General features: G+C 65.1%; 19 protein-coding genes. 2 read left to right on the top strand and 17 right to left on the bottom strand.

Translation table 11 applies throughout. The features are described 5' to 3' along the window. Nucleotides 1-16: 16 nt before the first annotated feature. From MRBLST15_RS11940 to MRBLST15_RS11910, 7 genes are all read right to left on the bottom strand, one after another. Nucleotides 17-4,999, bottom strand: coding sequence for an ESPR-type extended signal peptide-containing protein (locus MRBLST15_RS11940; protein ID WP_367785992.1), 4,983 nt, complete (start codon nt 4,997-4,999; stop codon nt 17-19). Between the two features lie 57 nt (nt 5,000-5,056). Then, the gene (locus tag MRBLST15_RS11935; protein WP_367785991.1) at nt 5,057-5,758 is read right to left on the bottom strand and encodes a pilus assembly protein; all 702 of its coding nucleotides are present in this window, start codon (nt 5,756-5,758) and stop codon (nt 5,057-5,059) included. 16 nt (nt 5,759-5,774) lie between these two features. After that, a complete protein-coding gene (locus MRBLST15_RS11930) occupies nt 5,775-6,896 on the bottom strand; it encodes a CfaE/CblD family pilus tip adhesin (protein WP_367785990.1) in 1,122 nt (373 codons plus the stop codon). Continuing rightward, on the bottom strand, nt 6,893-9,616 hold the full coding sequence (locus MRBLST15_RS11925) for a TcfC E-set like domain-containing protein (protein WP_367785989.1): 2,724 nt from the start codon (nt 9,614-9,616) through the stop codon (nt 6,893-6,895). The genes MRBLST15_RS11930 and MRBLST15_RS11925 overlap by 4 nt, the downstream gene beginning before the upstream one ends. A gap of 49 nt (nt 9,617-9,665) precedes the next feature. After that, nucleotides 9,666-10,172: a CS1 type fimbrial major subunit gene (locus tag MRBLST15_RS11920; RefSeq protein WP_367785988.1), complete on the bottom strand. Its 507-nt coding sequence runs from the start codon at nt 10,170-10,172 to the stop codon at nt 9,666-9,668. Between the two features lie 293 nt (nt 10,173-10,465). Next, entirely contained in the window at nt 10,466-10,831 is a 366-nt protein-coding gene (locus MRBLST15_RS11915; RefSeq protein ID WP_100553448.1) for a NirD/YgiW/YdeI family stress tolerance protein, read from the bottom strand. Between the two features lie 109 nt (nt 10,832-10,940). Continuing rightward, the gene (locus tag MRBLST15_RS11910) at nt 10,941-11,708 is read right to left on the bottom strand and encodes an alpha/beta fold hydrolase (RefSeq protein WP_367785987.1); all 768 of its coding nucleotides are present in this window, start codon (nt 11,706-11,708) and stop codon (nt 10,941-10,943) included. Nucleotides 11,709-11,801: 93 nt separating this feature from the next. Here MRBLST15_RS11910 and MRBLST15_RS11905 point away from each other — a divergent pair, with 93 nt between their 5' ends. Next, nucleotides 11,802-12,575 (top strand): AraC family transcriptional regulator, encoded by a 774-nt coding sequence (locus MRBLST15_RS11905; RefSeq protein WP_367785986.1) that lies wholly within the window; start codon nt 11,802-11,804, stop codon nt 12,573-12,575. Between the two features lie 276 nt (nt 12,576-12,851). Here the strand turns inward: MRBLST15_RS11905 and MRBLST15_RS11900 are convergent, their stop codons facing one another. The 4 genes from MRBLST15_RS11900 to MRBLST15_RS11885 form a co-directional block, all read right to left on the bottom strand. After that, entirely contained in the window at nt 12,852-13,946 is a 1,095-nt protein-coding gene (locus MRBLST15_RS11900; protein ID WP_367785985.1) for a hypothetical protein, read from the bottom strand. A gap of 267 nt (nt 13,947-14,213) precedes the next feature. Then, the gene (locus MRBLST15_RS11895) at nt 14,214-15,491 is read right to left on the bottom strand and encodes a citrate synthase (protein WP_033831906.1); all 1,278 of its coding nucleotides are present in this window, start codon (nt 15,489-15,491) and stop codon (nt 14,214-14,216) included. A gap of 296 nt (nt 15,492-15,787) precedes the next feature. Next, complete coding sequence (locus tag MRBLST15_RS11890; protein ID WP_010484049.1) at nt 15,788-16,030, bottom strand: type B 50S ribosomal protein L31; 243 nt, start codon at nt 16,028-16,030, stop codon at nt 15,788-15,790. Nucleotides 16,031-16,117: 87 nt separating this feature from the next. After that, a complete protein-coding gene (locus tag MRBLST15_RS11885; protein WP_205405173.1) occupies nt 16,118-17,056 on the bottom strand; it encodes a nucleoside hydrolase in 939 nt (312 codons plus the stop codon). A 752-nt stretch (nt 17,057-17,808) separates the two neighbouring features. Between MRBLST15_RS11885 and MRBLST15_RS11880 the strand changes: the two genes are divergently transcribed. Beyond that, complete coding sequence (locus MRBLST15_RS11880; protein WP_367785984.1) at nt 17,809-18,219, top strand: hypothetical protein; 411 nt, start codon at nt 17,809-17,811, stop codon at nt 18,217-18,219. A gap of 193 nt (nt 18,220-18,412) precedes the next feature. Here the strand turns inward: MRBLST15_RS11880 and recG are convergent, their stop codons facing one another. The 6 genes from recG to MRBLST15_RS11850 form a co-directional block, all read right to left on the bottom strand. Continuing rightward, on the bottom strand, nt 18,413-20,524 hold the full coding sequence (recG, locus tag MRBLST15_RS11875; protein WP_367785983.1) for an ATP-dependent DNA helicase RecG: 2,112 nt from the start codon (nt 20,522-20,524) through the stop codon (nt 18,413-18,415). 7 nt (nt 20,525-20,531) lie between these two features. Next, entirely contained in the window at nt 20,532-20,918 is a 387-nt protein-coding gene (locus tag MRBLST15_RS11870) for a RidA family protein (RefSeq protein WP_025874214.1), read from the bottom strand. Nucleotides 20,919-21,101: 183 nt separating this feature from the next. Next, nucleotides 21,102-23,264, bottom strand: a complete 2,163-nt coding sequence (locus tag MRBLST15_RS11865) for a RelA/SpoT family protein (RefSeq protein WP_165377991.1) — start codon at nt 23,262-23,264, stop codon at nt 21,102-21,104. Between the two features lie 106 nt (nt 23,265-23,370). Then, the gene (gene rpoZ, locus MRBLST15_RS11860) at nt 23,371-23,670 is read right to left on the bottom strand and encodes a DNA-directed RNA polymerase subunit omega (protein ID WP_005410877.1); all 300 of its coding nucleotides are present in this window, start codon (nt 23,668-23,670) and stop codon (nt 23,371-23,373) included. Nucleotides 23,671-23,780: 110 nt separating this feature from the next. Continuing rightward, nucleotides 23,781-24,443: a guanylate kinase gene (gene gmk / locus MRBLST15_RS11855; RefSeq protein WP_089236668.1), complete on the bottom strand. Its 663-nt coding sequence runs from the start codon at nt 24,441-24,443 to the stop codon at nt 23,781-23,783. After that, nucleotides 24,440-25,300, bottom strand: a complete 861-nt coding sequence (locus MRBLST15_RS11850; RefSeq protein WP_251476800.1) for a YicC/YloC family endoribonuclease — start codon at nt 25,298-25,300, stop codon at nt 24,440-24,442. Before MRBLST15_RS11850 ends, gmk begins: the two co-directional genes overlap by 4 nt.

Raw genomic sequence — 25,300 nt, 5'->3', positions numbered from 1 at the left:
GCCGGGGCGCCATGGCTTACCAGCCGATGCCCACACCCACGCCCATGCTGCGTTCACCGCTGTTGGTGAACGCACCATTGAGGCTGAAGGTGGCTGAGCCCTTGTCGTTGAGTACGCGCTGGTAACCCACCGCCATTGCCGACTCGCCCTCGGCGTAGCCCACGCCCGCGCCGAGGCGGTTGTAGGTGGCCAGGCCGGCGGTGTTCATGGCCATGGCCGTCTGCGCACTGCTCATCGCGGCCATGCGGTTGAAGCGCTTGTCCATCTTGTCCAGGCGACGTTCGAAGTTGCTGATGGCGCCATCGGTGTACTCGTTGGCGCGGGCCAGCATCTTTTCCAGATCGGCGGTATCGACCTGCGGGGTGGGCGATTCGGCCTTGGGACTGTTGGCCTGCGGGGCCACCGGCGGTGCAGCGCCGGTGTCGGCCACGGGGGTATCTGCCACGGGCGGCGTGACCGACTCATCGGCTACCGGCGAGTGTGCTGGCGTAGCCGACGGCGCTTCCACCGAGGCCACGCTGAGTGCGCGCGACTGTGGCTGACCGTCGATGCGTTGCTCCAGCCCGTCTACACGGCCGTTGAGCTGCTGCTGCAGGGAATGCAGTTGACCGCCATTGACCGCGTCGCGGCTGCCGGCGGCGATCGCACCGTTGGCGACGTTGGAGAGCACCATGCCGTTAGCGCCGGCGAAGGTGAGCTGGTTCAGGCCGTCGGAGCGGAGGGTGGAGCTGTCCTGGAAGACCGAGCGTAGTTGGGACTCGACGCGGTCTACGCGGGACGCGCTGGTGATGACAGCTGAGTCGAGCGTCTCCAGAGCATCGTTGAGCGTGCCCTGAGTGCGGCCCTGGAGGCTGAAGGTTGGGCCGACGATATTGCCGTTCGCGTCTATTCGAGCACCACCACCAAGAGTGGCGAGAGAGTCATTGAGCTGATCTACGGAGACCGCATTGTGGCCGTCGATACCGCGCGAGATGTTCGTCAGGCGTCGCTTGAGTGCAGAGCTCCCAATGGAAACCGTATTGCTCTCGTCTGCAATCGACTGAAGCCCCAGCGCAACGCTGCCGGTTGCCAGAGCCTGACTCTGGGCACCCAACGCAACTCCACCATAAGCCTTCACGTGGGACCTGCCACCCAGGGCAAAGCCGTCTTCCGCGCCCTCATGCACATATGCGGCCCGACCAAGGGCAACTGAATTCTTGCCGCGAGCGGTTGCGTATGCACCGACCGCAGTCGCGCCCTCGCTACTTAATGACGCCTCTGCGCCATCGCCCACAGCTACCCCAAGGAGACCAGCCCGAGCCGGGACACTGAGACCATCGCTCCCAACAACAAAGAATCGACTCTGCTCCTGAACGGCGTCAATCCGCTGATTCGTCACGAACAACTGCCCGCCGTTCACGGCATCACGGCTCTGGCTTGAAACCGCACCATCGGCAACCCCCGTCAACCGCGCGCCGCCGAAGTCGATCACGCCCCCCTGCTCTGCCGACAGCAGCCCACGCGACGAGAGTCCATCGCGCTCGCCACGCAGCTCATCCAGATCACCACGATTGCGTGCGATCTCCTGCTTGGCGTCAAACAACTGGTTACCCGTCACCGCATCGCGACTTCCAGCCGCGATCCGCCCATCGGCCAGGTTCGACAGCACCATGCCGTTCGCACCGGCAAGGGTGAGCTGGTTCAGGCCATCGGAACGAACCGAAGGACCTTCCTGGAACACAGAGCGCAGCTGTTCTTCTACCTGACTCGCGCGTTTCGCTCCGGTGGTGACAGCGCCGTCCAGCGCAAGCAGCGCATCTTCGACGTTGTTCTGTACTCCACCTTGGAGGTTGTAGGTGGGTACGACGATGTTGCCAATGGAGTCAAGGCCTGCACCGCCACCCAACGCTGCGAGGGATTCAGTCATCTGGTCTACAGAGACCGCATTGTGGCCGTCGGTACCACGCGCGATGTTCGTCAGCCGTCGCTTGAGCGCAGCGTTTCCGATAGAAACCGTATTGCTTTCGTCCGCAATCGACTGAAGTCCGAGCGCAACGCCACCGGCTGCCAGAACCTGGCTCTCGGCACCCAACGCAACGCCACCATAGGCCTTCACTTGGGACCGCCCCCCCAAGGCAAAGCCGTCTTCCGCACCTTCTTGCACGTGTGCGGCCCGACCAAGCGCAACTGAATTCTTGCCCCTTGCGGCAGCGAATGCCCCCACGGCAGTGGCACCTTCTTCATTCAAAGACGCCTCCGCACCATCACCGATAGCAACCCCAAGAAGACCAGCCCTCGCCTCCTCACTCAGCGAGTCACTGCCAACTACGAAGAATCGACTCTGCTCCTCGATGTTCGAAACCCGTGAGTTGGTGGCAAACAACTGCCCACCATTAACAGCCTCGGTACTCGTCGCTGAGCTGATATCCCCCGCCGCAACGCCGCGAACCTTTCCGCCATTCAAGTCGATTGCACCGTCGACCTCAAACCTCACCACGCCTTCCAGATCCGGATCGAAGTCGTCGAACTCACTGCGCAGCGCATCCAGATCACTCCGGTTACCGGCAATCAGGCCCGATTGATCCGACAGCGCCAACGAATGCGCGGCCAGCGTCTGGCGCTGGGTCTCCACGTTCGTGTTGGTCGTGTGCAGTTGCTGTCCGGTCACCGCATCAGTACTGCCCGCGCTGAGCACACCATTGGCAATGTTGTAGATGCGGCGCTTGCCGCCGGACTTGTTGGCTACGTCCAGAATGGTGCCGGTGTTGTCGGCACCCAGCCTCAGGTTGCCATTTGTCGAGACCTGGCCCACCAGACCACTCAGAACGGTGGCCCTGCCCAGCGCATCATCCGCAGTGGTCTTTGCCCCGACGGCCGTGTTCTGCGCGGTGGTGACCAGCGTATTGGTTGCATGCAGCTGGCGACCTGTCACTGCCTCGGTGCTGGCGGCGCTCAACGCGGCGTCGGCTACGCCACTGATGGTGCGATTGGCGTTGGCTTTGTTGCGTACGTCCAGCACATTGCCAGTGTTCTCGGCGCCCAGCCGCACGCTGCCGTTGGCGGCTGTCTGGCGAACCAGGCCATCGAGCGCGATTGTCCTGGCCAGCGCATTGTCAGCCACGGTTCTGGCACCGGTCGCTGCGGTCTGTGCGGCGGTGGCGGTGTTCTGCGCAGTGGTCACCTGGGTATTGGTCGCATGTAGCTGGCGGCCGGTCACCGCCTCGGTGCTGGTGCTGGTTAGGCCTGCATCCGCCACGCCGCTGATGGTGCGGTTGGCGTTGGACTTGTTTCGAACATCCAATGCAGTGCCCGTATTCTCGGCACCAAGCCGGACGTTGCCGTTGGCCGCTACCTGCCCCACCAGACCGCCCAGCTGGTCGGCCTTGGCCAGCGCGGTATCGGCGCCGCTCTTGGCTGCCGCTGCGGACGTCTGCGCCGCGGTGGCCGTGCTTTGGGCTGCGGCTACGTTCTGATTGGTGGCAAACAGCTGGCTGCCCGTCACTGCGTCGGTGCTTCCGGCGCTGAGGCCACCATCGGCAACATACTGGATCTTGCGTTTGGTGGTGGCGTTGCCCACCGACACCGAGTTGTTGGAATACGTGACCGAACCGGCACCCAATGCAATGCTGTTGGTGTGCGTCGCTTTCGCACCACTCCCCATGGCACTGCTATGGGCACCGCTGGCCAGGGAATTCACACCGACGGCAAAGGCGCGTTCGCCACTGGCATTGCTGTTGTGCCCGGTAGCGGTGGCGTACTGCCCCGCTGCGCTGGCACCGGAGCCCACTGCCAGCGTCGTTGCGCTGAGGCGTGTGCTGATGGCGTCGGCAGTTGACTGCGCTTTGGTGACGCCCAGGTTGGTGGCATGCAGCTGCTGTCCCGTCACAGCATCGGTGCTACCGGTGCTAAGCACGCCATTTTCGATGTTCTGAATACGGCGCTTGGCGCCGCTCTTGTTGCTTACATCGATGACAGTACCGGTGTTGTTTGCGCCCAATCGCACCTGGCCATTTGCGGCCGTCTGGCTGATCAGATCGGTGGCTTGGTTCGCCTTGGCCAGCGCACTGTCGGCGGTGGTTTTAGCGGTGTTAGCCGTGGTGCGCGCGGTATTGGCGGTGCTGGTTGCAGTGGCGACATTCTGATTGGTCGCATGCAACTGTTTACCCGTCACCGCATCGGTACTGGTGGTACTCAGACGCGCATCAGCGAGGTTGACGATGCGACGCTTTGTCGAGGCATTTCCAACCGAAACCGAATTGGCCTCATTGGCTAGCGAACCCCTTCCCAGTGCCACCGCGCCGGTGGTGGTGGTAGCTGCCTGGTAGCCCAGAGCGACGCTGTCGTGGGTGGCGCTGGCGTTTCCACCGATCGCCATCGCACCTGTCCAGCCACCGGTTCCGGCGCGCGCATCGCCGCCGATGGCGATCTTAGAGACGCCTGCGCCATTGTCGGTGGAGGATCCGCTACCGACGGCAATGGAATTGTTGGTGTAGGCTTTTGCGTTGCTGCCAAACGCGGTCGCACCGACACCATCGGCCAGCGCGCTCCCACCTACCGCCGTGCTGTAGCCCTGTCTGACTTTCACACCGAAGCCTACTGCAACGTTGTGATCGCCGCGGGATTCAATCAGATTCCCATATCCGACCGAGGTACTGCCCACGAGGCTGGAACGCGATCCCAGCACAACCAGGTGGTCACCATCCACCGTAGAGTCTCGATACCCATAGTCGGTTGTCAGTGAGACCTGGCGAACCGGCGCGGGACCGGCTTTGATGGTGGATAGCAATCCCATTGGCAGACCGAATGCCCATTTCAGCGCATGATCTGTCTCCAGGGCATCCACGGTCTCTTCGCTTGGCGCCGATTGGGCCTGCACCAGTGCCGGCACCAACAGCAGCGAAACAATCAGCGCCGGACAGCGACCACCTCGCGTCGCTTTTGCCCGTGAACAGGCAAGTTCGCTCGCTACAATCCAGCACTGCCGGGTACGGCTCCAAAGACGTCGATAGATTCTGTTCATGCGTTCACTCCTTAACTTTGGGAACAGCGGAACCCCTGTTTGCACAGGGGCGTTGGGTCAAATGTCGGATGGCGTGACCGTCTGTACGTGCTCGCGATAGCCATCATTGGTGAGCCGGTAGCGCAACTGCACGGTGTGCCCGGGGGAGGCGGTGAACGGCAGTTGCAGCGAGCTGCCGGGATACAGGCTTCGGGAGACGTCATGGGCGGTACAGCGATTGCCCACGCAATCGGCGATGCTGGTGATGCCCAACCGCAGCGTGCCGTCATTGCGCAGGGTGCTGCCGTGCACTGCAGGCAACACCGTTCCATCTCGTGGCAATACGTTTACCAGCGCTCCCCATACAAGGTTCACGCCGACATTGGCTTGCGCACTGTCCTCCGCCACAGGCGTTTCCTCAGGTCCACGCACGCCTTCGAAGTACACGCGATAGGCGGTTTCCTGCAGCACCGGCTGGAGCGGAATGACACGGATCAGGCGGTTGCCACCGCCTGCGAGGGCGAACTTGCCCGGGGTGATAGCGATGGCCGCTTCACTAGGCTCGATATCCACTTCGCTCTCTTCCGCGCCTGCCGGGTCGACAATCCGCCGCAGCGTTGCCTGGATGTACTGCGGCTGGGTGGACTGGGAATAGATGCGGATCTGGGTGGCTCGCTTGCCATCCACGGAGGCGCGCATCGGATGGATGGTGAGGTTGGCCTGCGCGGGCGCGGCCAGCAGCAGCGCAAGAGGAATCAGGGAGATGGTGGTGAACTTCATGGAGGCTCCCGGGGGTTCAGGGGGTTGTGGTGGGCACACGGAGCTCGACCTTCAGGTCGCCCCAGTAGATGCCCGAACGTTTTGTGGAAACGGGGACACGAGGGATCTCCAGCGTCATCGGCGTGGGCACGCAGAACACCGGTTGACTCATGCCAGGCAGCATCACCATCCGCAGCTGTGCGGCATCGATGCCGTGCAGCTGCTCTTCCACACCGTTGGTCAGCGGCACCGTGGTGCCGTTGTGGTCGAGCGTGACGGTGTAGTCCAGGCGTTGGCTGTCGTCGTTGCCGGCGGTGTCATGCCACAGGGAAAACCCGCTCGGCCCGGGTGGCCGCGTGCCGGTATCGCGTACGGTTACACCGAGGTACTGCGCTTGTGAGCCCAGACCGTCGTAGAGACACATGTCCAATACGGTGCGGCCGCCGATGGTCCGGCTGATCGGGTCATACCCGGCATTGAGCGCTACGAGGGGGGAGACGTTGGGGAAAGCGGGGAAGTAGATGGAGACCGCGTTGTGGTCGGTGATCGTGAGGTCGAAGGTGAACTCGTACGATGCGACAACGGGACCCAGTGATGCCGTCCGCAGATCAAGGATCAGCTCCGCAGCCCAATGTCCGGCCACCAGCTTGCCCAACTCTTCCGCAGGTACAGAGAGCAGGACACCTGTTCCACTCGCACCTGTGTCAACGCACTGTGGCGAAGAAGAACTGGATATCAGATAGTCGTTGGGGTTCCAGGAGTCGAGATAGCACGTCCTCCCACCATAAGCTCTCTGCAGCGCGCCACGCACCATCACGTCGGTCTGCAGTCCACTCCTGGCCTCAGTGAAACGCAATGCAATCTTTGTGACGCCAGACGCGGGAGGCAATCCCGTGTCTTCTTGCGGGCAAGCACCATTGGCCGAGTTGGTATTTGATCGGCAGGTGAGGTGAATCAGTCCAAAGCCTCTGCTGACATCCGTGCTGTAGCCGAGCACTGTCTTTCGCGGCAATAGTTCAATATCACCAGGCAATGAAGATCTATCGTAGGAAAGCACATGGCTCTGGCGCGACACGCCGCCAGGCACCGTCTCAGGCGGCCTTTGCGCCCACGCACTCGGCATCACCACCATCAACACCCACATCCAACGCCAGCTCATGGCGCCCCCCCCACCGCAGCGGTCTGTGGCGTAGCGGCGATCAACGCCTGCTCCTGCAACAACCGGCTCACACGCGCCTGCTGGCGGATGTCAGGCGGCAGCTGCGCCACGGCCATCGGTTCGCACTGCACCTGGCCTACCAGCATCACGACGCTGCGGCGCTCGCGCACCTGCAAGGGGCAGTGCAGCAGCTGGTTCTGCTGCAGCAGGTAGAGCACGCGTTCGCGTCGCGGGAAATCGGCAACGAAGCCCCCATTGCTGCCGGTACCCGGCACCGGGGCATTGAGAATCCGCGCACCGCTGAGTGGCACGCCGGCAATATCGCGGGCACTGCCGATGAAGGTGTACGTCACCTCGATCGGTACCGGCATCTGCACCAGCCGGCCCGGCGCCAGGAATAGCGGGCGGGCGCCACCCACGCCGGTCACACGGATGGCGGCATCGCTGTTCAACGCACTGGCGTCCTGCACTTCGGCGCGGTGCGATTGGTAGGCCGACAGCGGCAGCAGGCGACGTTCGCCCAGCGCCAGACGCTGCCGGCGCAGGCCACCCACCTGCAGCTCGGCGGCCACGCCGGTGAGCTCCAGATCATCGGTATCGTCCACCTGCACCGCCAACCCAGCTTCGGCGCCCAGCCCACCACCCCAGTACAGGCCGCGGCGGCCCAGTGCCAGCCCCGAGCTGTGAGTGGCGCTGTAGGCCATTTCGTTATTGCCACGTTGCTGGTAGCGCGCCACGGTGATGCTGGTATGGCCGATGCTGTTCTGCACCTGACCACTGAGCGAGGCGCTGTAGCGGTCACTGTTGTTGCCGCGCAGGTCCACCGTGGCTTCGCGGTACTGCGCGTCTACTTCCTGACGCACGGTCTGCCCGGCGCTGTAGCTGACATCCGGCCGGGCGTGTTGCGGTTGGCGGATGTCCAGGCTGTAGCGGCGCTGCGCACTACCGCCCTCGTTCCGTTGCAGGCGGGTCAGCGACAGGTTCACGTAGATGCCCCGGTCGCGACCGTCAATCAGGCTGCTGCGGCTGCTCTGCTGCCACACGCCCACGCGGGCGGACACACTGAACTCCTGCCAGCGCTGTACGCGGCTGTAGCTGGCCTGCCAGGTACGGGTGAGCTGCAGCTCGCGATTGAACCGGGGTTCCCACGGTGGCAACAAGGGATCCAGTCCCACCATCGGATCGTCAAGTTCGCCCGGCAGCAACGTGCCGCGTCGCCAGGTCTGTCGCCGTGTATACGCCACGTAAGCGCTGCCGCCTGCTACCGGTACCGCCATCGAGGCGCTGAGCGAATCGGCGCAGCCAAGCCGGTCACGCGCGTCGTCTTCGAACTGGCAGGCGTTGCCGCGCAGCCGCTGGTGGTACACGTTCCAAGACGCGTGGCGACGATAGGACAGCTGGTTCTGCTGGCCACTGCTGCCATCGCTGCCACGCAGGCCGCTGAAGGACGCGCGGATTTCCTGGGTGGCAAACAATCGGCGGAAGTCCACGCGCAATTCGCCATAGCTGAAACCACCGAGGTCGGCGGCTCCGGCCGTCACTGCCAGGTCGCGCCCGAACGGCACGCGCAGGCCGGCCATGGCCGCCCTCTCGCCATCGAAGCGGTCACTGCGACGCTCGTTGCGGCGGCCGCCCTGCATGAACCACTGCACGCTGCTGTTGCTCCAGTCGCCCCCCTTGTCGAAAGGTGCGTCTTCGTTGCGCACCAGCACGCCGTCTTCGTAGATGCGCAGTGACACGGTGTAGTTGCCGAACGGGAAGCGACGGGTGTCCAGATCGTTGATGCCCGCCTGCAGGTAGAAGGTCTGCAGCAGGCGTTCGCCATCAAACGCGTCCACGCGCGCGTCACGGGCCAGCAGCACGGTCAGCGGCGAGGCCTGTACGGCCGAATCGGTGTCCACGTACGCTTGGGTAGTGCCCACACGCAGCCCGGCGAAGCGATCCATTGGCAGCATGCTGAAACTGAAGGTGCCGCCCTGCGGGCTGCTCAGGTTGCGGCGATCCATGCGCCCGGCCTGCAGGTAGTGCTGCTGGCCCAGGTCATGCCGGTAATAGGCGTTGTCGAACTGGAACTGCTGGCGGCGCGTGCTGCGCCGGTACTGCTGGCTGCTGAAGTTCCAGTCCACGGCCAGGTGGCCACGCTGGAACAGGCCCAGGGCACCGGCCCCCTGGGCAGTTAGCACCTGGTAATCGCGACCGCCACTGAGGTTGACGGTCTGCTGGTGCAGGAACGCATTCTCGGCGTTGCTGCTGATCTGGTGGAAACGATCGGTCGCTGGCTCGGCGTCGATCCACTGGCGGGCGACGAACAGGCGCACCGCACCTTCGCCTTCGTCGTAGAGGGCACGCACGGTGTTGGGATCCTCGGGTGGGTCGAGATAGCCGCAGCCAGCACTGCCGCCGCCGTAGCGGCAGGCGAGATGGCTGTTGCGCGGCATCGGCAGGGAAAGCGCGGGCAGCAGTGCTGCCTGCGCCTCGGTGGAAAGGTCCAACGCCTGCAGAACGCGCGCGGGGTCTTCCAGCTGCACGTATTCCAAAGTCACGCGTACCGGCGAAAGCCCGGCCGAGCGAGCGAACAGGCGCACATCGAGTTGTTCGATCTGGCCTTCAACCAGATCCTCGAAGCCGGGCGGAACGCCGCGTGCCGCGACCAGGGGCATGGCCAACGACAAGGCGAGCGCGACCGCCAGCCGAGTGACGGCCGGTACAGGAACTTTCATGGGTGTCATGCCTGAAGCGGCCGGCCCGTTGCCGGGCCGGCGCGGGGTGTTACGGCGAAGCGGTCTTCTGCTTCATGGCGATGCTGACGATGCCCTCGTAGGCACCGGCAACGGTCAGCGGAGCCTTGGTGGCTTGGGCGATATCGAGGTCCATGATGTACGACGCGCCGGGCATCGCGCCGTCAAAGATGTTCGCGGCCAGGAAGTCCTTCGGCGCAACGGTCAGCGGCGTCTTGTTGAGGCTGACGCTCAACGGCACCGTCGGTGCGGTACCGCTCTTGATGACAAGCACAGGGTCGTGCATCACATTGACTTCAATGTCCTTGGTCTCGTCGTTGGTGAAAACGCGAACGCGCTCGGTGATGGTGCGCAGGCCATCACCCGGGATGTGGGTCATTTCCATCATGTCCGGCAGCGGGCTGCCATCGGCCTTCAGCAGCGCCAGCGACAAGTCGACGTTGGTGTAGACCTTGATATGGGATTCGGCAGCATTCGCCGACAGCGAAACGGTAGCCAGCGCTGCAGCGAGCGTGGCCTTCTTCAGAATGGCGTGCATGGTTGTCTCTCTCGGACAGGGGGATATGAAAGCTTCCCTCCCCAAGGAGAAAGGGAGGGAAGCGCCGTCCGCAGAGGTGGGTGCGGCCGACGAGAGAATGGTAGGTATGCCTACCCTGCGCCGGCCATTCAAGCATTCCTAAATAGCTGAACGTTAAGGAGATTCCTTGAAGTCGTTCAATGTTTGAGGGTTATGCAAACTTCCTCATCCGGTCTTTGCAACAACCCTCATTGCGAGACACGCACTCTTGTTCAGTCGGGCTACGCTCGACGCACGGGTGCACCACCGTCGCCTCAACGCGTGCTGACGATCCGCACATGATCCACGTCGATGTCGGTGGGCTTGAAGCGATGCGTATCCACTTCACCGTGCAGCTCCACCACGGTGGTCGCGCTGACGGCCTGGTGGCTGGGCAGATCCTTGTCGTCGATTTCCACATCAATCTCGCCGGTGGCGTCCTTGAACCGGTAGCGCTCGTGGCCGATCTTGGCCACCAGCGTGCCCTGCAGCACCACCGGCTGGTCGTCACGCTGGTCGCGCGCCTCGGCAACCGTGGTGACGGCGCTGGTGGCGCCCGGGCCGGTGTACTGGGCAAAGGCCCCAGCGCTGAGCAGGCTCAAGGAGGTGGCGAGGAGCGCAAGAGTGAGTCGTCGGTTCATGGTGTTCTCCATGCAGGGATAAGTACCCTCAGGTTCTATCGCCTCGAATGTGATGCCCATGCAATAACTCCGAAAAGATGTGAAAACGACATCCAATGTCAGAAACCATTCATCCCGGACCCGACGCCTCTTTCAGGAACGATTCCATGGCCGCCACCAGGGCCAGCGGCGTCTCGTTCATCGGGTAATGCCCGGCATCCTGCAGGACCTCCATCGTGGCCTGCCGGTAGCGGCGCAGATACGTGCGCTCCATCAGTGCACGGTTGAAGGTGGGATCGTGCCCACCCACCAGCACCTTCAACCGATGAGTGCCGACGATCTCATTGCTGAAATCGGTATCCGCCCACGCTGGAAGATAGGCAGCAAATGCTGCAGGTGAAGCATGTGCCGCCGAATACGCGGCCTTCCAGTCGAGCCATTGTGCCGGCAGCCGTCCGCCAGTACTGCGATCGATGATGGTCCGACGGATGCCGACGTCCCCGGCTGCCGCTTCAAGCAGGCCTCGCGTCGCGGCGTCGTAGGCAATGCCGCCGCAAGGCACCGGCGCAATGGCCACCATGCCGCGTATCCGTTCCGGCGCAAGCACCGCCATGCGTTCAATGGCCATGCCGCCCATCGAATGACCTGCCACGCTGAAGCGTTCGTGGCCGAGGGACGTCATCAGGTCCAGCGCATCGGAGGCGATCTCGTCGATGGTGTACGCGCCGGGCGCATCGCGCATGCCGCCGTAGCCGCGGCAGTCCATGAAGAGGTAGCTGAAGTCGTCGCGCGACAGCCATGGCTCGATGGGCTCGAACGCGTGCGCGTCGCCGAACCAGCCGTGCAGGACCAGGACAGGGTGCGATCCGTGCCCCACGCGATGAAAGGTATTGGCCATGGGATTCCAGTGCAGTTGGGGGAATCCCCGATGCTAGGCATCGCACGTCAGTCGCACCGTCGATGGCGGGTCAATCGCTATAGAATCCGGGCCATGCGCAACTCGCTGCTTGACCCCTACGAAGACCTGCCACGCGATGTCGTGGTCACCTCGAACGACTACGCAGCCGAGTCCACGTTTCCCCGTCATGCCCATCGGCGTGGGCAGTTCGCGTTCGCTGCGCGCGGCACCATCAGTGTGGCCACGCCGCAGGGGCGTTGGCTGGTTCCGCCACGGCGCGCCTGCTGGGTGCCTGCAGGCCTGGCGCATGAGATGACCATGCGGGGGCCGGTGACGATGCTCAACGCCTTTCTCTCCGCCGAGGCGGCCGACGCAGTGGCGCTGCCCGAGCACTGCCGGGTGTACGCGGTCTCTGCGCTGTTGCAGCAGCTGCTGGAGGCGGCGGTGGACCTGCCTCCGCTGTACGACGAGGACGGGCGAGCAGGCAAACTGATGCAGTTGCTGGTGGCGGAAATCGCATCGATGCCGGTGCTTTCCCTGCATGCACCGCTGCCTGCCGATGCACGCCTTGCACGTGTCTGTCGTGCCCTGTTCGATGATCCCTCGCTGGCAGCCCGCCTCGATGACGTTGCGGCCGAGGCAGGCATGAGCCGGCGCACGTTCACGCGCCTGTTCCGCGCCGATACCGGGGTAGGTTTTGCCGAGTGGCGGCAACAGGTGTGCCTGCTGGTAGCCATCGAGCGGCTGGGACAGGGCCAGGCGGTGACGCGTGTGGCATTGGACCTTGGCTATGCAAGCCCGAGTGCATTTTCTGCTGCCTTCCGGCGTGTGCTGGGATGTTCGCCGAGCCGGTACGCAGAGGCGTAGCACCGGGCCGGCGTCTGGCTGCCGTGATTTGCTTTTGTAGAGTCGAGCCATGCTCGACCGCTGTTCGCGCTGCGCGCATGGGTCGAGCATGGCTCGACGCTACACATGCTCACGCACAACCGGATGGCATCAGGCCGCCTTGCGGCGGCCTGATGGGTCTCACTCAACAACACGCTCTCAGAAGAAGATCGCGTACAGGATCAGCAGCGGAATCGGTACGCCCAGGAACCAGAGCAGAAGTGTCTTCATGGCAGGTCTCCTTGCATCAGATGCGGATTACAGGTCACGGCGACGGCCGCCCCAGGTGGCGCTGAGGCTGGCGAAGAACGCGCCGATCAGCAGGGTGATGAACAGCCACAGCGCGGCATAGGCCGTGGCCTTGCGGGCATCGTCGGCAGCCTGCTTGGCGGTGGTCTTGGCCTTTTCCAGTGCAGCACGCATGCGGGTCTGCACGTCAGTCACACGGGCCTGCGCTTCGGCCGGGCTCATGCCCGTCTCGCGCGCGATCAGCTGCGACAGGTACTGGGTATCGGCCGGGTCCAGGCCATCCCCCTGCAGACTGTTGACGATGATGCGGTTCACTTCGGCACGGACTTCGCGGCGGTCACCCATCGGGCCATTGCCCGGCATCGGGCGCGGCGGCGGCGGGGCCGTGCGCGCGTCACGTGGGCCAACGCTGGCGGCAGGCGGCGGCGGTGCGGCAGGGTCCATCGGGCCGTTGCCCGCTGCTGCGCCCGCTGCCGGCGGAGCCGGAGGTGCACCGGCGGCGTCCGGGCCCTGCGTGGTGGCGTTGCGGAACAGCGAATCCACCCAGTAGTTGAGGTCGCCTTCCTGACCGCCGGCAGCCGCCGTGCCGACACCGGCAGCAGCAACGCCTGCGGTGGAGACCGCAGCACCTGCGGTGGCACCGGCCACCTTTGCGCCGGCGCCCAGCACGCCACCGATGGCCGAGGTCAGCAGACCGGCAGTGAGCAGCGTGGCCACGGCCCACGACACGAAGCCGTGCGCGGTATCGCGGAAGTAGGTCTCATCGCCGTGGATCTGCGTCCACTTGGTGCGCAGGCGGCCTGCCAGATAGCCGCCCTGACCGGAAGCGGCCAGCGCGGTGAAGGTGAGCCACGCGACGCTGGTCCAGCCGAAGGTTTCCTTGGAAACGCCTTCGAACGACCACGGCGATACCGAGGACAGGCCGAGGCCAACACCCAGGATAAGCAGGATCAGCGACAGTGCGGCGGCCGCAGCGGCGCCGGCGAAAATGGCGCCCCATGACACCGCGCTTTCGCTGGTGGGTGGCACGATGGGAGTGGTGACGACAGTGGCGACGTCGGGACCAAGCGGGCCGCGCTCGGGTGGGTCGAATCGGGTACTCATGGGGTCGAACGCTCCGTATCAGGTGCTGCGGGTGCAGTTGGTGTCCTGAGGCTGCGCGAGCGCTTGTGAAGCTGGTGAGACCCTTGAATCACGCGCTCTTGGCGCGCCGAGCGTCGTGCCAACAGCCGGGGTGCAGTAGATCCACGCCATGCGTGGATGATGTTTCGCGGGCGCCGACATCGTGCCAACCAAGGTTGGCATCTACCAGAAGCAAAAAAAAACGCCCCGCAATCGCGGGGCGTCTTCAGCACAAACTACGCAGAGCGATCAGCCCTGGTAGTCGCGCACGTCGTGGCCGGTGTAGACCTGGCGCGGACGGCCGATCTTCATTTCCGGGTCGACCTGCTGTTCCAGCCAATGCGAGACCCAGCCGGAGGTGCGGCCCAGGGCGAACATGACGGTGAACATCTCGGTCGGGATCTGCAGCGCCTTGTAGATGATGCCGCTGTAGAAATCGACGTTCGGGTACAGCTTGCGGGCGACGAAGTACTCGTCCTGCAGCGCAGCCTGTTCCAGCTTCACGGCCACGTCCAGCAGCGGATCCTGCACGCCCAGCTGCTTGAGCACCTTGCCGGTCATCTCGCCGATGACCTTCGCGCGCGGGTCGAAGTTCTTGTACACGCGGTGGCCGAAGCCCATCAGGCGGAAGCCGGAGGTCTTGTCCTTGGCCTTGAGCACGGCCGATTCGACGTTGTCGGCCGAACCGATCTCTTCCAGCATCTTCAGCACGGCTTCGTTGGCACCGCCGTGGGCCGGACCCCACAGCGCGGTGACGCCAGCGGCGACCGACGCGTACGGGTTGGCACCGGTCGAACCGACCAGACGCACGGTCGAGGTCGACGCGTTCTGCTCGTGGTCGGCGTGCAGGATGAACAGCAGATCCAGCGCCTTGACCACGTCCTGGTTCAGTTCGTACTTGCCATCGGCCGACTCGAAGGTCTGCTTCAGGAAGCGGCTGACGTAGTCCAGCGAGGTGTCCGGCTTGTTGGCCGGCAGGCCCTTGCCGTGGCGGTAGATCAGCGCCGACAGGGTCGGCACCTTGGCGATCAGGCGCACGGCGGCCTGGCGGCGCTGTTCGGCGTCGGACAGGTCCAGCGAGGCATGGTAGATGCCCGACAGCTGCGCGATGGCGGCGGTCAGGATGGCCATCGGATGGGCATCCTTGGCGAAGCTGCCGATCAGGGTGTTGATCGACGCATCGACGTTGGCTTCGGCAGCCAGCTCGTCGGTGAAGGCCTTCAGCTGCTCGGCGCTCGGGCGCTCGCCGTTGATCAGCAGGTAGGCCACTTCGACGTAGCTCGACTTCTCCGACAGCTGCTCGATCGGGTAGCCGCGATACAGCAGCACGCCCTTGTCGCCGTCGATGTAGGTGATGGCAGACTTGCAGCTGGCCGTCGCGGTGAAACCGGAATCGTAGGTGAAATACCCCGTTTCCTTGGTCAGCTTCGCGATGTCGACGCAGTCGTTGCCGAGGGTGGGTTTGATGACGGGCAGAACGACCGACTTATCGCCGGCGTTGAGCGTGACCTGATCAAGATCGGACACTGTGTGCGCTCCTTCATGGGAAGGCGCCTGCCCAAGCGCATTGGTCAGGCACGTGAATGACGTCCTCGGCCTGTGCCGGGGATCAGGTCATTATCGCACAGCAGCATTTGCCGGGCGCTAGACAGAAGTCGTAGACGACAGGCAGCCGACACCCTGCCAGCGAGCGGCCGGAATCGGCAAACGCGTTGTCACAAGGACGCAGTGTTCCGTCCATCCAAACGCCCGTTGGGCAGGCGTGGGACAAAAACAAACGGCCGCGCAGAGCGCGGCCGTCGGTTCGAACCGGGTACGACGTATCAGCGCGCGTAGCGCTTCTGGAACTTGTCGATACGGCCCGAGGTGTCGATGACCTTGTGCTTGCCCGTGTAGAACGGATGCGAAGCCGAGGAAATTTCAACCTTCACCAGCGGGTAGTCGTTGCCGTCTTCCCACTTGATGGTTTCCTTCGTCGCCATGGTCGAGCGGGTCAGGATCTTGAAATCGGAGGTGACGTCATGGAAGACGACGTCGCGGTAGTTCGGATGGATATCGGCCTTCATGGGCTCACACCGTAAATGGGCTGGTGGTCAAGAGCGGCATTATAAGCACTGGTTGCCGCCCGGGGCAACCAGTGCGGGGGGCGGATCTCAGTCCGCACCCAGGGCCTGGCGCACCAGGGCCTCGAAACGCCCCTGGTCGTAGGCCATCAGCAGATCGCAGTTGTCGGGCTGGCCGGTCTGGCGGTTCCAGTCGACGATGGTGGCGCCACGGCTGAACGTTCCGTTCAGCTCCACATTCAGCGGCCGCGACTCGACCTGCAACTGCCCTTCCGGGTTCAACGCCCAGGCCATGGCCAGCGCATCGGCGGTGTACCAGCGCCCGCCCTTGCTGTCTTCGGACAGGCCACGGGTCTTGCGCGAGATCAGCTCGTAGAAGCGGGCGCGATCGGAATCGGCGCCCAGCCACTGTTCGGCCTCGGTCAGCGGCAGGCCGTGGGCAACGGTGGCTTCCCAGTCCGACACCAGCAGGTGCGGGAACGCGGTGAACACCACGTGCGCGGCTTCCGGATCGAAGGCGATGTTGAATTCGGCGGCGGGGGTGATGTTGCCGTGGCAGGTGACTGCGCCGCCCATCACCACGATGCGCTTGATGCGCTGGGGCAGCGTCGGGTCGAGCTTCAGCGCCAGCGCCAGATTGGTCAGCGGGCCGAGCATCACCAGCATCAGTTCGCCGGCATGTTCGTGCGACAAACGCAGGATCGCCAGCGCGGCGTGCTCGGCGTCGGCCTGGCGGCTCGGCGGCGGCAGATCCACGTCGCCATAGCCGTCACGGCCATGCACGTGGGCGGCGTCAACGGACGGATGCAGCAGCGGATCGGGGCTGCCGGCGAACACCGGCACGTCGGTGCGGCCGACGATGTCGCAGAGCTTGAGGGCGTTGCGGACGGTGTACTGCAGGCCTACGTTGCCGGCGGCGATGGTCAGGGCGACCACGTCATGCCGTTCATCGGCGAAGGCCATCAGCAGGGCCAGTGCGTCGTCGACACCGGGGTCGGTATCGATCAACAGCGGGATCTTCTTGGTCATCGTTGCCGTCTTCAGATCGGCAACGAAGTGTGGACCGGGATGATGACCGTTGCAAGTATGGGGGTTCGGGTTCGGCAGGGCGGCGCCCTGCACCCGCAGAGGCCGGAGCAACGGCAACGGCAAAAGCTGGCATTCCGTGGGATGGCGGGGTGGGTCCGGTGGCGGGGGACGCCGTGAATACCTCCATGTAGGCTCGGTCGCGCCATCCATGGCGCTCACGCCCCCGCCACCGGACCCACCCCGCCTTCGACAGTTCTCCGTGATCTGTCGGTATGGCATGGCCTGCTGTTGGTGGGTGTCGACCCTGCAGCTGTTGGTAGGTGTCGACCTTGGTCGACACGGTAGATCCACGCCATGCGTGGATGGATGTCGGAGGGATCGGGAAAGATGACGTAATCGGCCTACGCTTGCAGGGCCTCGCTGCAATTGCAGCGTTTTCGACTTTTCCAATGATTCTCATTGAAGCGACGAGGGCTGTCGTGGACATCATGAGGGGCCATCGACAACGGATGGCACGGGCTTGCAATCCCGTTTGACTGCCTTGTTGTTTACGCTTGCCTGCCGGCGTTGCGCGCGTGTTCCTGCGTGGCGTCCGGCAGGCAATCCGTCCGTGCGTTCTATGGCGGGCGGTGCGTGGGGGCTTCGCGCCCGCCGGCGTTCTTGAGGTAGTCACCGGTATTGCAACCACTCACCGCCCGCCACCCTCGCCTTCGAGTGGGTGGCCCCTTGCCTTGCGCACAAGGACTGCCGACATGACCGCATCCCGCTATCCCTTCCTGTTCGCCACTCTGGGCGACGCCGCCACCAGCATCCCCGATGAGCTGGCGCTGGCACTGGAAACCACCCTCGCCGCCCCCGCGACCGGGCCGACGGACGACGGCTTCACCCTGCTGGGTTGCCTCAAGCGCATCCGCCAGGGCGAAGGCGCCGATGGTCAGCCGTGGCCGAGCCGCTGGCATACGCCGGGCCAACGTGTGGCGCTGGCCCGCATCGACCGCGCCAATGCCGGGCTGATCCTGCTGCTGGAGGTGCTGCACGCCAGTGAGCGCGTGCGCGTGGACGGCGAAGAAGTGCAGCAGATAGGCGATGACATCCGCGAAGGACTGCTGCTGGCCTGCCGTGGTTTGTCCGAATACATGGGTACGCAGTTGCCGGCCGTCTAGCAAATGCCAGTAGATCCACGCCATGCATGGATAGGCTTTTGGCTTTTGTAGAGTCGAGCCATGCTCGGCTCACGCGCGCAGCGCGAACAGCAGCCGAGCATGGGCTCGGCTCTACCAGTCCGCGGCGGACGTCCTGGCCCTTGCGGGGTCAGTGCCCTTTGCTCGGCAAAGGGATCCGACCCCAACCGGCCAGTCAGGCCGAGGCGTAACGCACGGCGGTGCCGATCCAGCGCTGCACCACGCGATCTGCAAGCGCCGGCTGCTGCGCAAGCAGGCGTTCGGCCAGCTCATGCACACCCGGCAGTAGGCCCGCGTCGCGGGCCAGATCGGCGATGCGGAAACCGGCCAGGCCGGTCTGCCGGGTGCCCAGCAGTTCGCCGGGACCGCGCAGTTCCAGATCCTTCTCGGCGATGACGAAACCGTCGTTGGTTTCGCGCATGGTCTGCAGCCGTTCGCGCGCCATCTGCGAGAGCGGCGCCTGATACAGCAGCACGCAACGTGACACCGCCGAACCACGACCAACACGGCCGCGCAGCTGGTGCAGCTGCGCCAGGCCCAGGCGCTCGGCATTCTCGATCACCATCAGCGAGGCGTTGGGCACGTCCACGCCGACTTCGATCACGGTGGTGGCCACCAGCAGGTCGATGTCGCCGGCCTTGAACGCGACCATCGTCGCCAGCTTCTCGGCCGCTTTCAGGCGGCCATGCACCAGCCCCACGCGCACGCCGGGCAGCAGCGCCTGCAGCGATTCGTAGGTGGCCTGCGCGGGCGTGGCATCCAGCTCTTCGCTCTCCTCGATGAGCGTGCATACCCAATAGACCTGCCGCCCTTCCTGGCAGGCCAGGGCGATGCGCTCGATCAGCTCGGGGCGACGATCGTTGTTGAGTGCAACGGTCTGCACCGGCGTGCGGCCCGGTGGCAGTTCATCGATGGCCGATACATCCAGGTCGGCGTATTCGGACATCGCCAGCGTGCGCGGAATCGGCGTGGCGGTCATCACCAGCTGATGCAGCACGTTGTTGCCGCCCTTTCCCTTGTCGCGCAGCGCAAGCCGCTGGTGCACGCCGAAGCGGTGCTGCTCATCGACGATGGCCAGGGCCAGATCCTGAAAGACCACAGCTTCCTGCATCAGCGCGTGGGTACCCACCACCACCTGCGCTTCGCCGTTGGCGACCTGTTCCATCACCTTCGCGCGCGCCTTGCCGGTGACCTTGCCGGCCAACCAGGCAATGCGTACGCCCAGCGGCTCCAGCCAGCCGCGCAGGTTGTTGAGATGTTGTTCGGCCAGCAGTTCGGTGGGGGCAGCCAGTGCGACCTGCTTGCCCTGCTCCACCGCCAGCATCGCCGCCAACGCGGCCACCACGGTCTTGCCCGAGCCGACATCGCCCTGCACCAGCCGCAGCATCGGGCTGGGGCGCGCGAGGTCTTCGCGGATCTGCTTGAACACGCGTGCCTGCGCACCGGTCAACGCGAATGGCAGTTGCTTGAGCAGCGCCTTGGCCAGCTTGCCGGGACCGGCCAGCGGTGGCGCGTGGTGCGCCTGCAGCGCAATGCGCTGGCGACGCAGGCTGAGGTGGTGCGCCAGCAGTTCTTCCATCGCCAGCCGGCGCTGCGCTGGGTGGGTGCCGGCAGCGAGTGCGGCCAGGTCGGCATCCGGCGGCGGCTGATGAACGGTCAGCAGCGCACTGCGCAGTGATGGCAGGCCGAGGCCATCGAGCCAGCCTGTCGGCAGCAGTTCCAGCGTGCTTTCTTCCGGCAGGCGATCAAGCGCCTGTCCGATCAGCTTGCGCATCGTCATCGGGCCGACGCCTTCGACGGTGGGATACACCGGGTCGAGGCGGTCGCCGAGATCGGGATCGTCATTGCGCCCCAGCACCTGGTAACTGGGATGGACGATCTCCAACCCCAGGTGCCCGGGCTTGGGCGTACCGAAGCAGCGCAGCCGGTTGCCGACCGCGAACTGGCCGACCTGCTGCTGGCGGAAATGGAAGAAGCGCAGCACCAGGGTGCCCTGCCCTTCGTCCTCCACCGCCACCTTCAGCATCGGCCGGTAGCGCATGCCGCGCTCGACAGCGACCACCCGCACTTCCACCTGCGCCGGAATGCCGTTGCGCAGGTCTTCGATGCGGGTCAGCCGGGTGCGGTCTTCATAGCGCAGCGGCAGGTGCAGCCAGAGATCCTGCAGGGTGGCCAGGCCACGCGCCTGCAGCTTGGCGGCCACGGCCGGACCGACGCCGGCGAGCATCGCAAGCGATGCTTCACCGGACGGTGCCAGTGCCGGGGTGACCGCCGCCTTGCGTGCCACGTGGCGGTCAGTCGATGACCATCACCGCGTCGACCTCGAAGTTGGCGCCCTTCGGCAGGCCGGAGACTTCGATGGTGGAACGGGCCGGGAACGGGGCCTGGAAGTAGTCCTGCATCACCGCGTTGACCTTGGCGAATTCGGCCAGGTCGGTCAGGTACAGGCCCAGGCGCACGACCTTGTCCAGCGAACCGCCCGCGGCTTCGGCCACGGCCTTGAGGTTGTCGAAGGCACGACGGGCCTGTGCTTCGACGTCACCCACGCCGACGATGTCGCCGGTGGCCGGGTCGAGCGGAATCTGGCCGGAGAAATACACGGTGTTGCCGGCGCGCACGGCCTGCGAGTACGGGCCGATGGCGGCCGGGGCCTTTTCGGTGTTGATGATCTGGCGGGACATGGGTCGCTCCGGTGCGTTGGGGGAAAACAGAGCGGTGATTGTACCGGGTGGGGGCAATGTAGGCGGGGTCGGATCCGTTTCCCATCGGGAAACGGCTCTGACCCCGTGCATGTAATCGGATCACGCGATGGGGTCAGAGCCCTCTCCGTTGGAGAGGGATCCGACCCCGGATTCGAAGCAGGGTTATTGCCGGCGCACCGCCTGCACGACCGACAGGCGGCGCAGGCGACGCATCACTTCGGCCAGGTGGTTGCGGTCGCGTACCTGGATGTTGAACGCCAGCACTGCGGCGTTGAAATCGCGGTCCAGGTAATCCACGCGCTCGATGTTGGAATGGCTCTGCGCGATCGCCGCGGCCAGCTGCGCGAGCACGCCGGTACCGTTCTCCACTTCCACCACCAGCGAGGTGTCGTAGTCGCCGGATACGGTGGTATCCCAGCCGATCAGCACCCAGCGCTCGGGCGACTTGCGCAGTTCGGCCAGGTTCGGGCAATCCATGCGATGCACCACGATGCCCTTGCCGGCGGTGTGGTAGCCCATGATGTCGTCGCCCGGAATCGGCTGGCAGCAGCCGGCGAAGGTGACCACGCCGCGCTCGCTGCCGTTGATCAGGATCTTTTCCTGCGAGCTGTGGCGCGAATGCGGCCCGCCGCGCAGTTCGGCGTAGGCCATCAGCGCCTGCGCGGCCTGGGTCGGCATCCAGTTGCCCAGCGCGACTTCGGCCAGCAGGGCCTCCAGGCGCGGGAACCGGTGCTCTGCAAGGAAGGCATCCAGACGGCCCTTCGGCAGACGCTCCAGCGAGCTGTCCATCGCCTCCAGCGCGCGGTCGAGCATGCGGTGGCCCAGCTGCACGGCATCTTCGTGCTCCAGCTGCTTGAGCTGGTGGCGGATGGCGGTGCGTGCCTTGCTGGTGACCACGAACTCCAGCCACTGCGGCTTGGGCGTGGCCGAGCGCGCGGTGATGATCTCCACCGACTGCCCCGACACCAGCTTGGTGCGCAGCGGCACCAGTTTCTTGTCCACGCGCGAGGCCACGGCCATGTTGCCGACATCGGTATGCACGGCATAGGCGAAGTCGAGCGCGGTGGAATTGCGCGGCAGGGCCAGGATCTTGCCCTTCGGCGTGAACAGGTAGACCTCGTCCGGGAACAGGTCGACCTTGACGTTGTCGAGGAACTCCAGCGAGGAACCGGCGGCACGCTGCGAATCGATCAGTTCGACAATCCAGGCATGCGCGCGGCTCTGCGCGCTGTTGGGCGAGTCACCGCCGAACTTGTAGGTCCAGTGCGCCGCCACGCCGCGCTCGGCGATCAGGTCCATCTCTTCGGTGCGGATCTGCACTTCGATCGGCGAACCATACGGGCCGAACAGCACGGTATGCAGCGACTGGTAACCGTTTGCCTTGGGGATCGCGATGAAATCGCGGAAGCGCCCGTCCAGCGGCTTGAACGCAGCATGCACTGCGCCCAGCGAGTGGTAGCACTGCGGCACGCCGCGCACGACCAGGCGGAAGCCGAACACGTCCATCACCTGGTCGAAGGATTTGTTCTCGTCGCGCATCTTGTTGTAGATGCTCCACGGGGTCTTGATGCGGCTGACCAGGCGGTGCTCGATGCCCTCCTTGGCCAGGCGCTGCGACAGCTGCACTTCCACCTGCGCCAGCGCCTCGCGGCGCACCACCGGCTGGCTGCGGATGTGCTTTTCCAGGATCGCATGGCGCCACGGGTACAGCGCCTTGAAGCCGAGGTTCTGCAGTTCGCTCTTGACCAGGCTCATGCCCAGCCGCTGCGCGATCGGGGCGTAGATCTCCAGCGTCTCGCGGGCGATGCGACCCCGCGCTTCGCGGCTCTGCGCGCCCAGCGTGCGCATGTTGTGCAGGCGGTCGGCCAGCTTGATCATGATCACGCGCAGGTCGCGCGACATCGCCAGCAGCATCTTGCGGAAGCTCTCGGCGGCCGCTTCCTGGCGGTCGCGGAACTTCAGCTTGTCCAGCTTGGTGACGCCGTCCACCAGCTCGGCCACGGCTTCACCGAACTCGGCCGACAGCGCCTCGCGGGTCAGCGGGGTGTCTTCGATGGTGTCGTGCAGGATCGCGGCGATCAGCGCTTCCACGTCCAGGCCGAGCTCGGCCAGCACCTGGGCCACGGCCACCGGATGGGTGATGTAGGGCTCACCCGACTTGCGCGTCTGCCCAGCGTGCGCGGAGGCGCCGACTTCCCACGCACGGCGCAGCAGCGGCAGCTGCTCGGGCGGCAGGTAGTGGGCGGCGCGTTCGAGCTGGAGGACGTAATCGGGTACGGCGGCAGCGGGGACTGCGGCGACCTTGGCAGTGGGGCCTGGGTTCATGGCCAAAGCCTATGCCAGCGCGACGTTTACGGCAAACCCTGAATGCGAAACAGCCCGCACGGGGCGGGCTGTTCGGCGTATCCAGCGATGACGTTGATCGATGCGATCAATCGTCGTTCTTGGACATGTCTTCGTCGGCGACCACTTCAGCGGCGGCCCACTCCAGCGCTTCGCGCTCGGCGCGCTCACGCTCGGCCTTCTCGACTTCGTCGATCAGCGCGTTGTCGATCTTGCGGGCAGCGATCTCGCGCAGCGCCAGCACGGTCGGCTTGTCCTCGGTCTCGCTGTTGTCCAGCGTGGCCTGCACGCCATTGGCGAGCTGACGGGCGCGCTTGGAGGCCATCATCACCAGCTCGAAACGGTTGTTAACGACTTCCAGGCAATCTTCTACGGTAATGCGGGCCATACGGGCTCCCGGCGACCGGTCGGCCGCTCAGTCGAATGAGGGAAAGGGGACGGAGTGTACTGGCAGGGGCTGGACAAAATCAAGCCAACCCCCACCGGACCCTTTAGGAATCAATCAGTTGAACTCGCATCCGGGGTCAACAGGGCCTGGATCAGGCCGGCGTGCCGGACCTTCTGGGCCTCCCGGCGCAGGCGGCTGGCGGTGAAGATCGCGCACAGCTCGTCCACGGCGGTGTCGAACACTTCATTGACGATGACGTAGTCGAACTCATTGAAGTGCAGCATTTCATCGCGGGCGGCACCCAGGCGCTGGGCGATGACCGCCTCGCTGTCCTGGCCGCGCTTGCGCATGCGGTCCTGCAGGGCCTGCTTGGACGGCGGCAGGATGAACACCGTCACCGTGCCCGGCACCAGCTGGCGCACCTGCTGCGCGCCCTGCCAGTCGATCTCCAGCAGCACGTCCTGGCCGGCGTTCAGCTGCGGCTCCACCGATTGGCGGGCGGTGCCCTTCCAGTCGCCGTGCACCCAGGCATGTTCGAAGAAGTCGCCGGCGGCGATCATCTCCTCGAACTTCTCCGCGCTGACGAAGTGGTAGTGCTGGCCGTTCACTTCACCCGGGCGCATGGCCCGCGAGGTGAACGAGATCGACAGCGCGATCTGCGGGTCGCGCGCCAGGGTGGCGTTGACGATGCTGCTCTTGCCGGCGCCGGAGGGGGCGGCAACGATGTACAGCGTGCCGCGTGCGATCGCGGCCGGGGGCGTGGAAATGCTCATTCGATGTTCTGCACCTGCTCGCGGATCTGGTCGATCAGCACCTTCAGCTCGACGGCGGCATTGGACGTGCGGCTGTCCACCGACTTCGAGCCGAGCGTGTTGGCCTCACGGTTGAACTCCTGCAGCAGGAAGTCCAGGCGGCGGCCGACCGGCTCGCGCTGCTTGAGCACGCGGCGGATCTCGACGATGTGGCTGGACAGGCGGTCCAGCTCCTCGTCCACGTCCAGCTTCTGCAGCCACATGACCAGTTCCTGCTCGGCACGGCCGGGATCGACCGGATGCGGCAGGTCGGCCAGGCGGGCAGCGAGCTTGGCGCGCTGGCCGTCGCGAATGGCCGGAATCAGCGTGCGGACCTCGGCGGCGATGCGCTCGATGGCATCCACGCGCTCGGCAATCGCAGTGGCCAGCGTACTGCCTTCACGCTCGCGGGCGGCGACGAAGCCGTCCAGCACCTGGTCCAGCAGCGCCAGGGCTTCAACCTGTAGGGCCGCGGCATCGGTGGCCTCGCCCTGGGTGACGCCCGGCAGCTGCAGCAGGTCGGTGAAGCTGACCTGCAGATTGGGAAAGTCGGAGGTCAGCCGGTGCGCCAGCTGGCCCAGCTGGCCCAGCAGCACCTCGTTGACCTGCAGGCTGGCAGCCGATTCCGGCGCGCGCAGGCGCATCACCAGATCCAGCTTGCCACGGCTCAGGCGCGCGGAAATGCGCTCGCGCAGCTGCGGTTCCAGTGCGCGCAGTTCCTCCGGCAGGCGGGTGCCCACTTCCAGGAAGCGGTGGTTGACCGAGCGCAGCTCGCAGCCCAGCGTGCCCCACGTGGTGGAACGCTCGCCGCCAGCATAGGCCGTCATGCTTCGAATCAT

Source organism: Stenotrophomonas sp. LST15-1-1.1, from assembly GCF_040815575.1.
Taxonomy (GTDB): Bacteria; Pseudomonadota; Gammaproteobacteria; order Xanthomonadales; family Xanthomonadaceae; genus Stenotrophomonas; species Stenotrophomonas lactitubi_B.
Note: the sequence above shows the minus strand (reverse complement) of the source record. Positions and strands in the feature narration are given on the sequence as shown.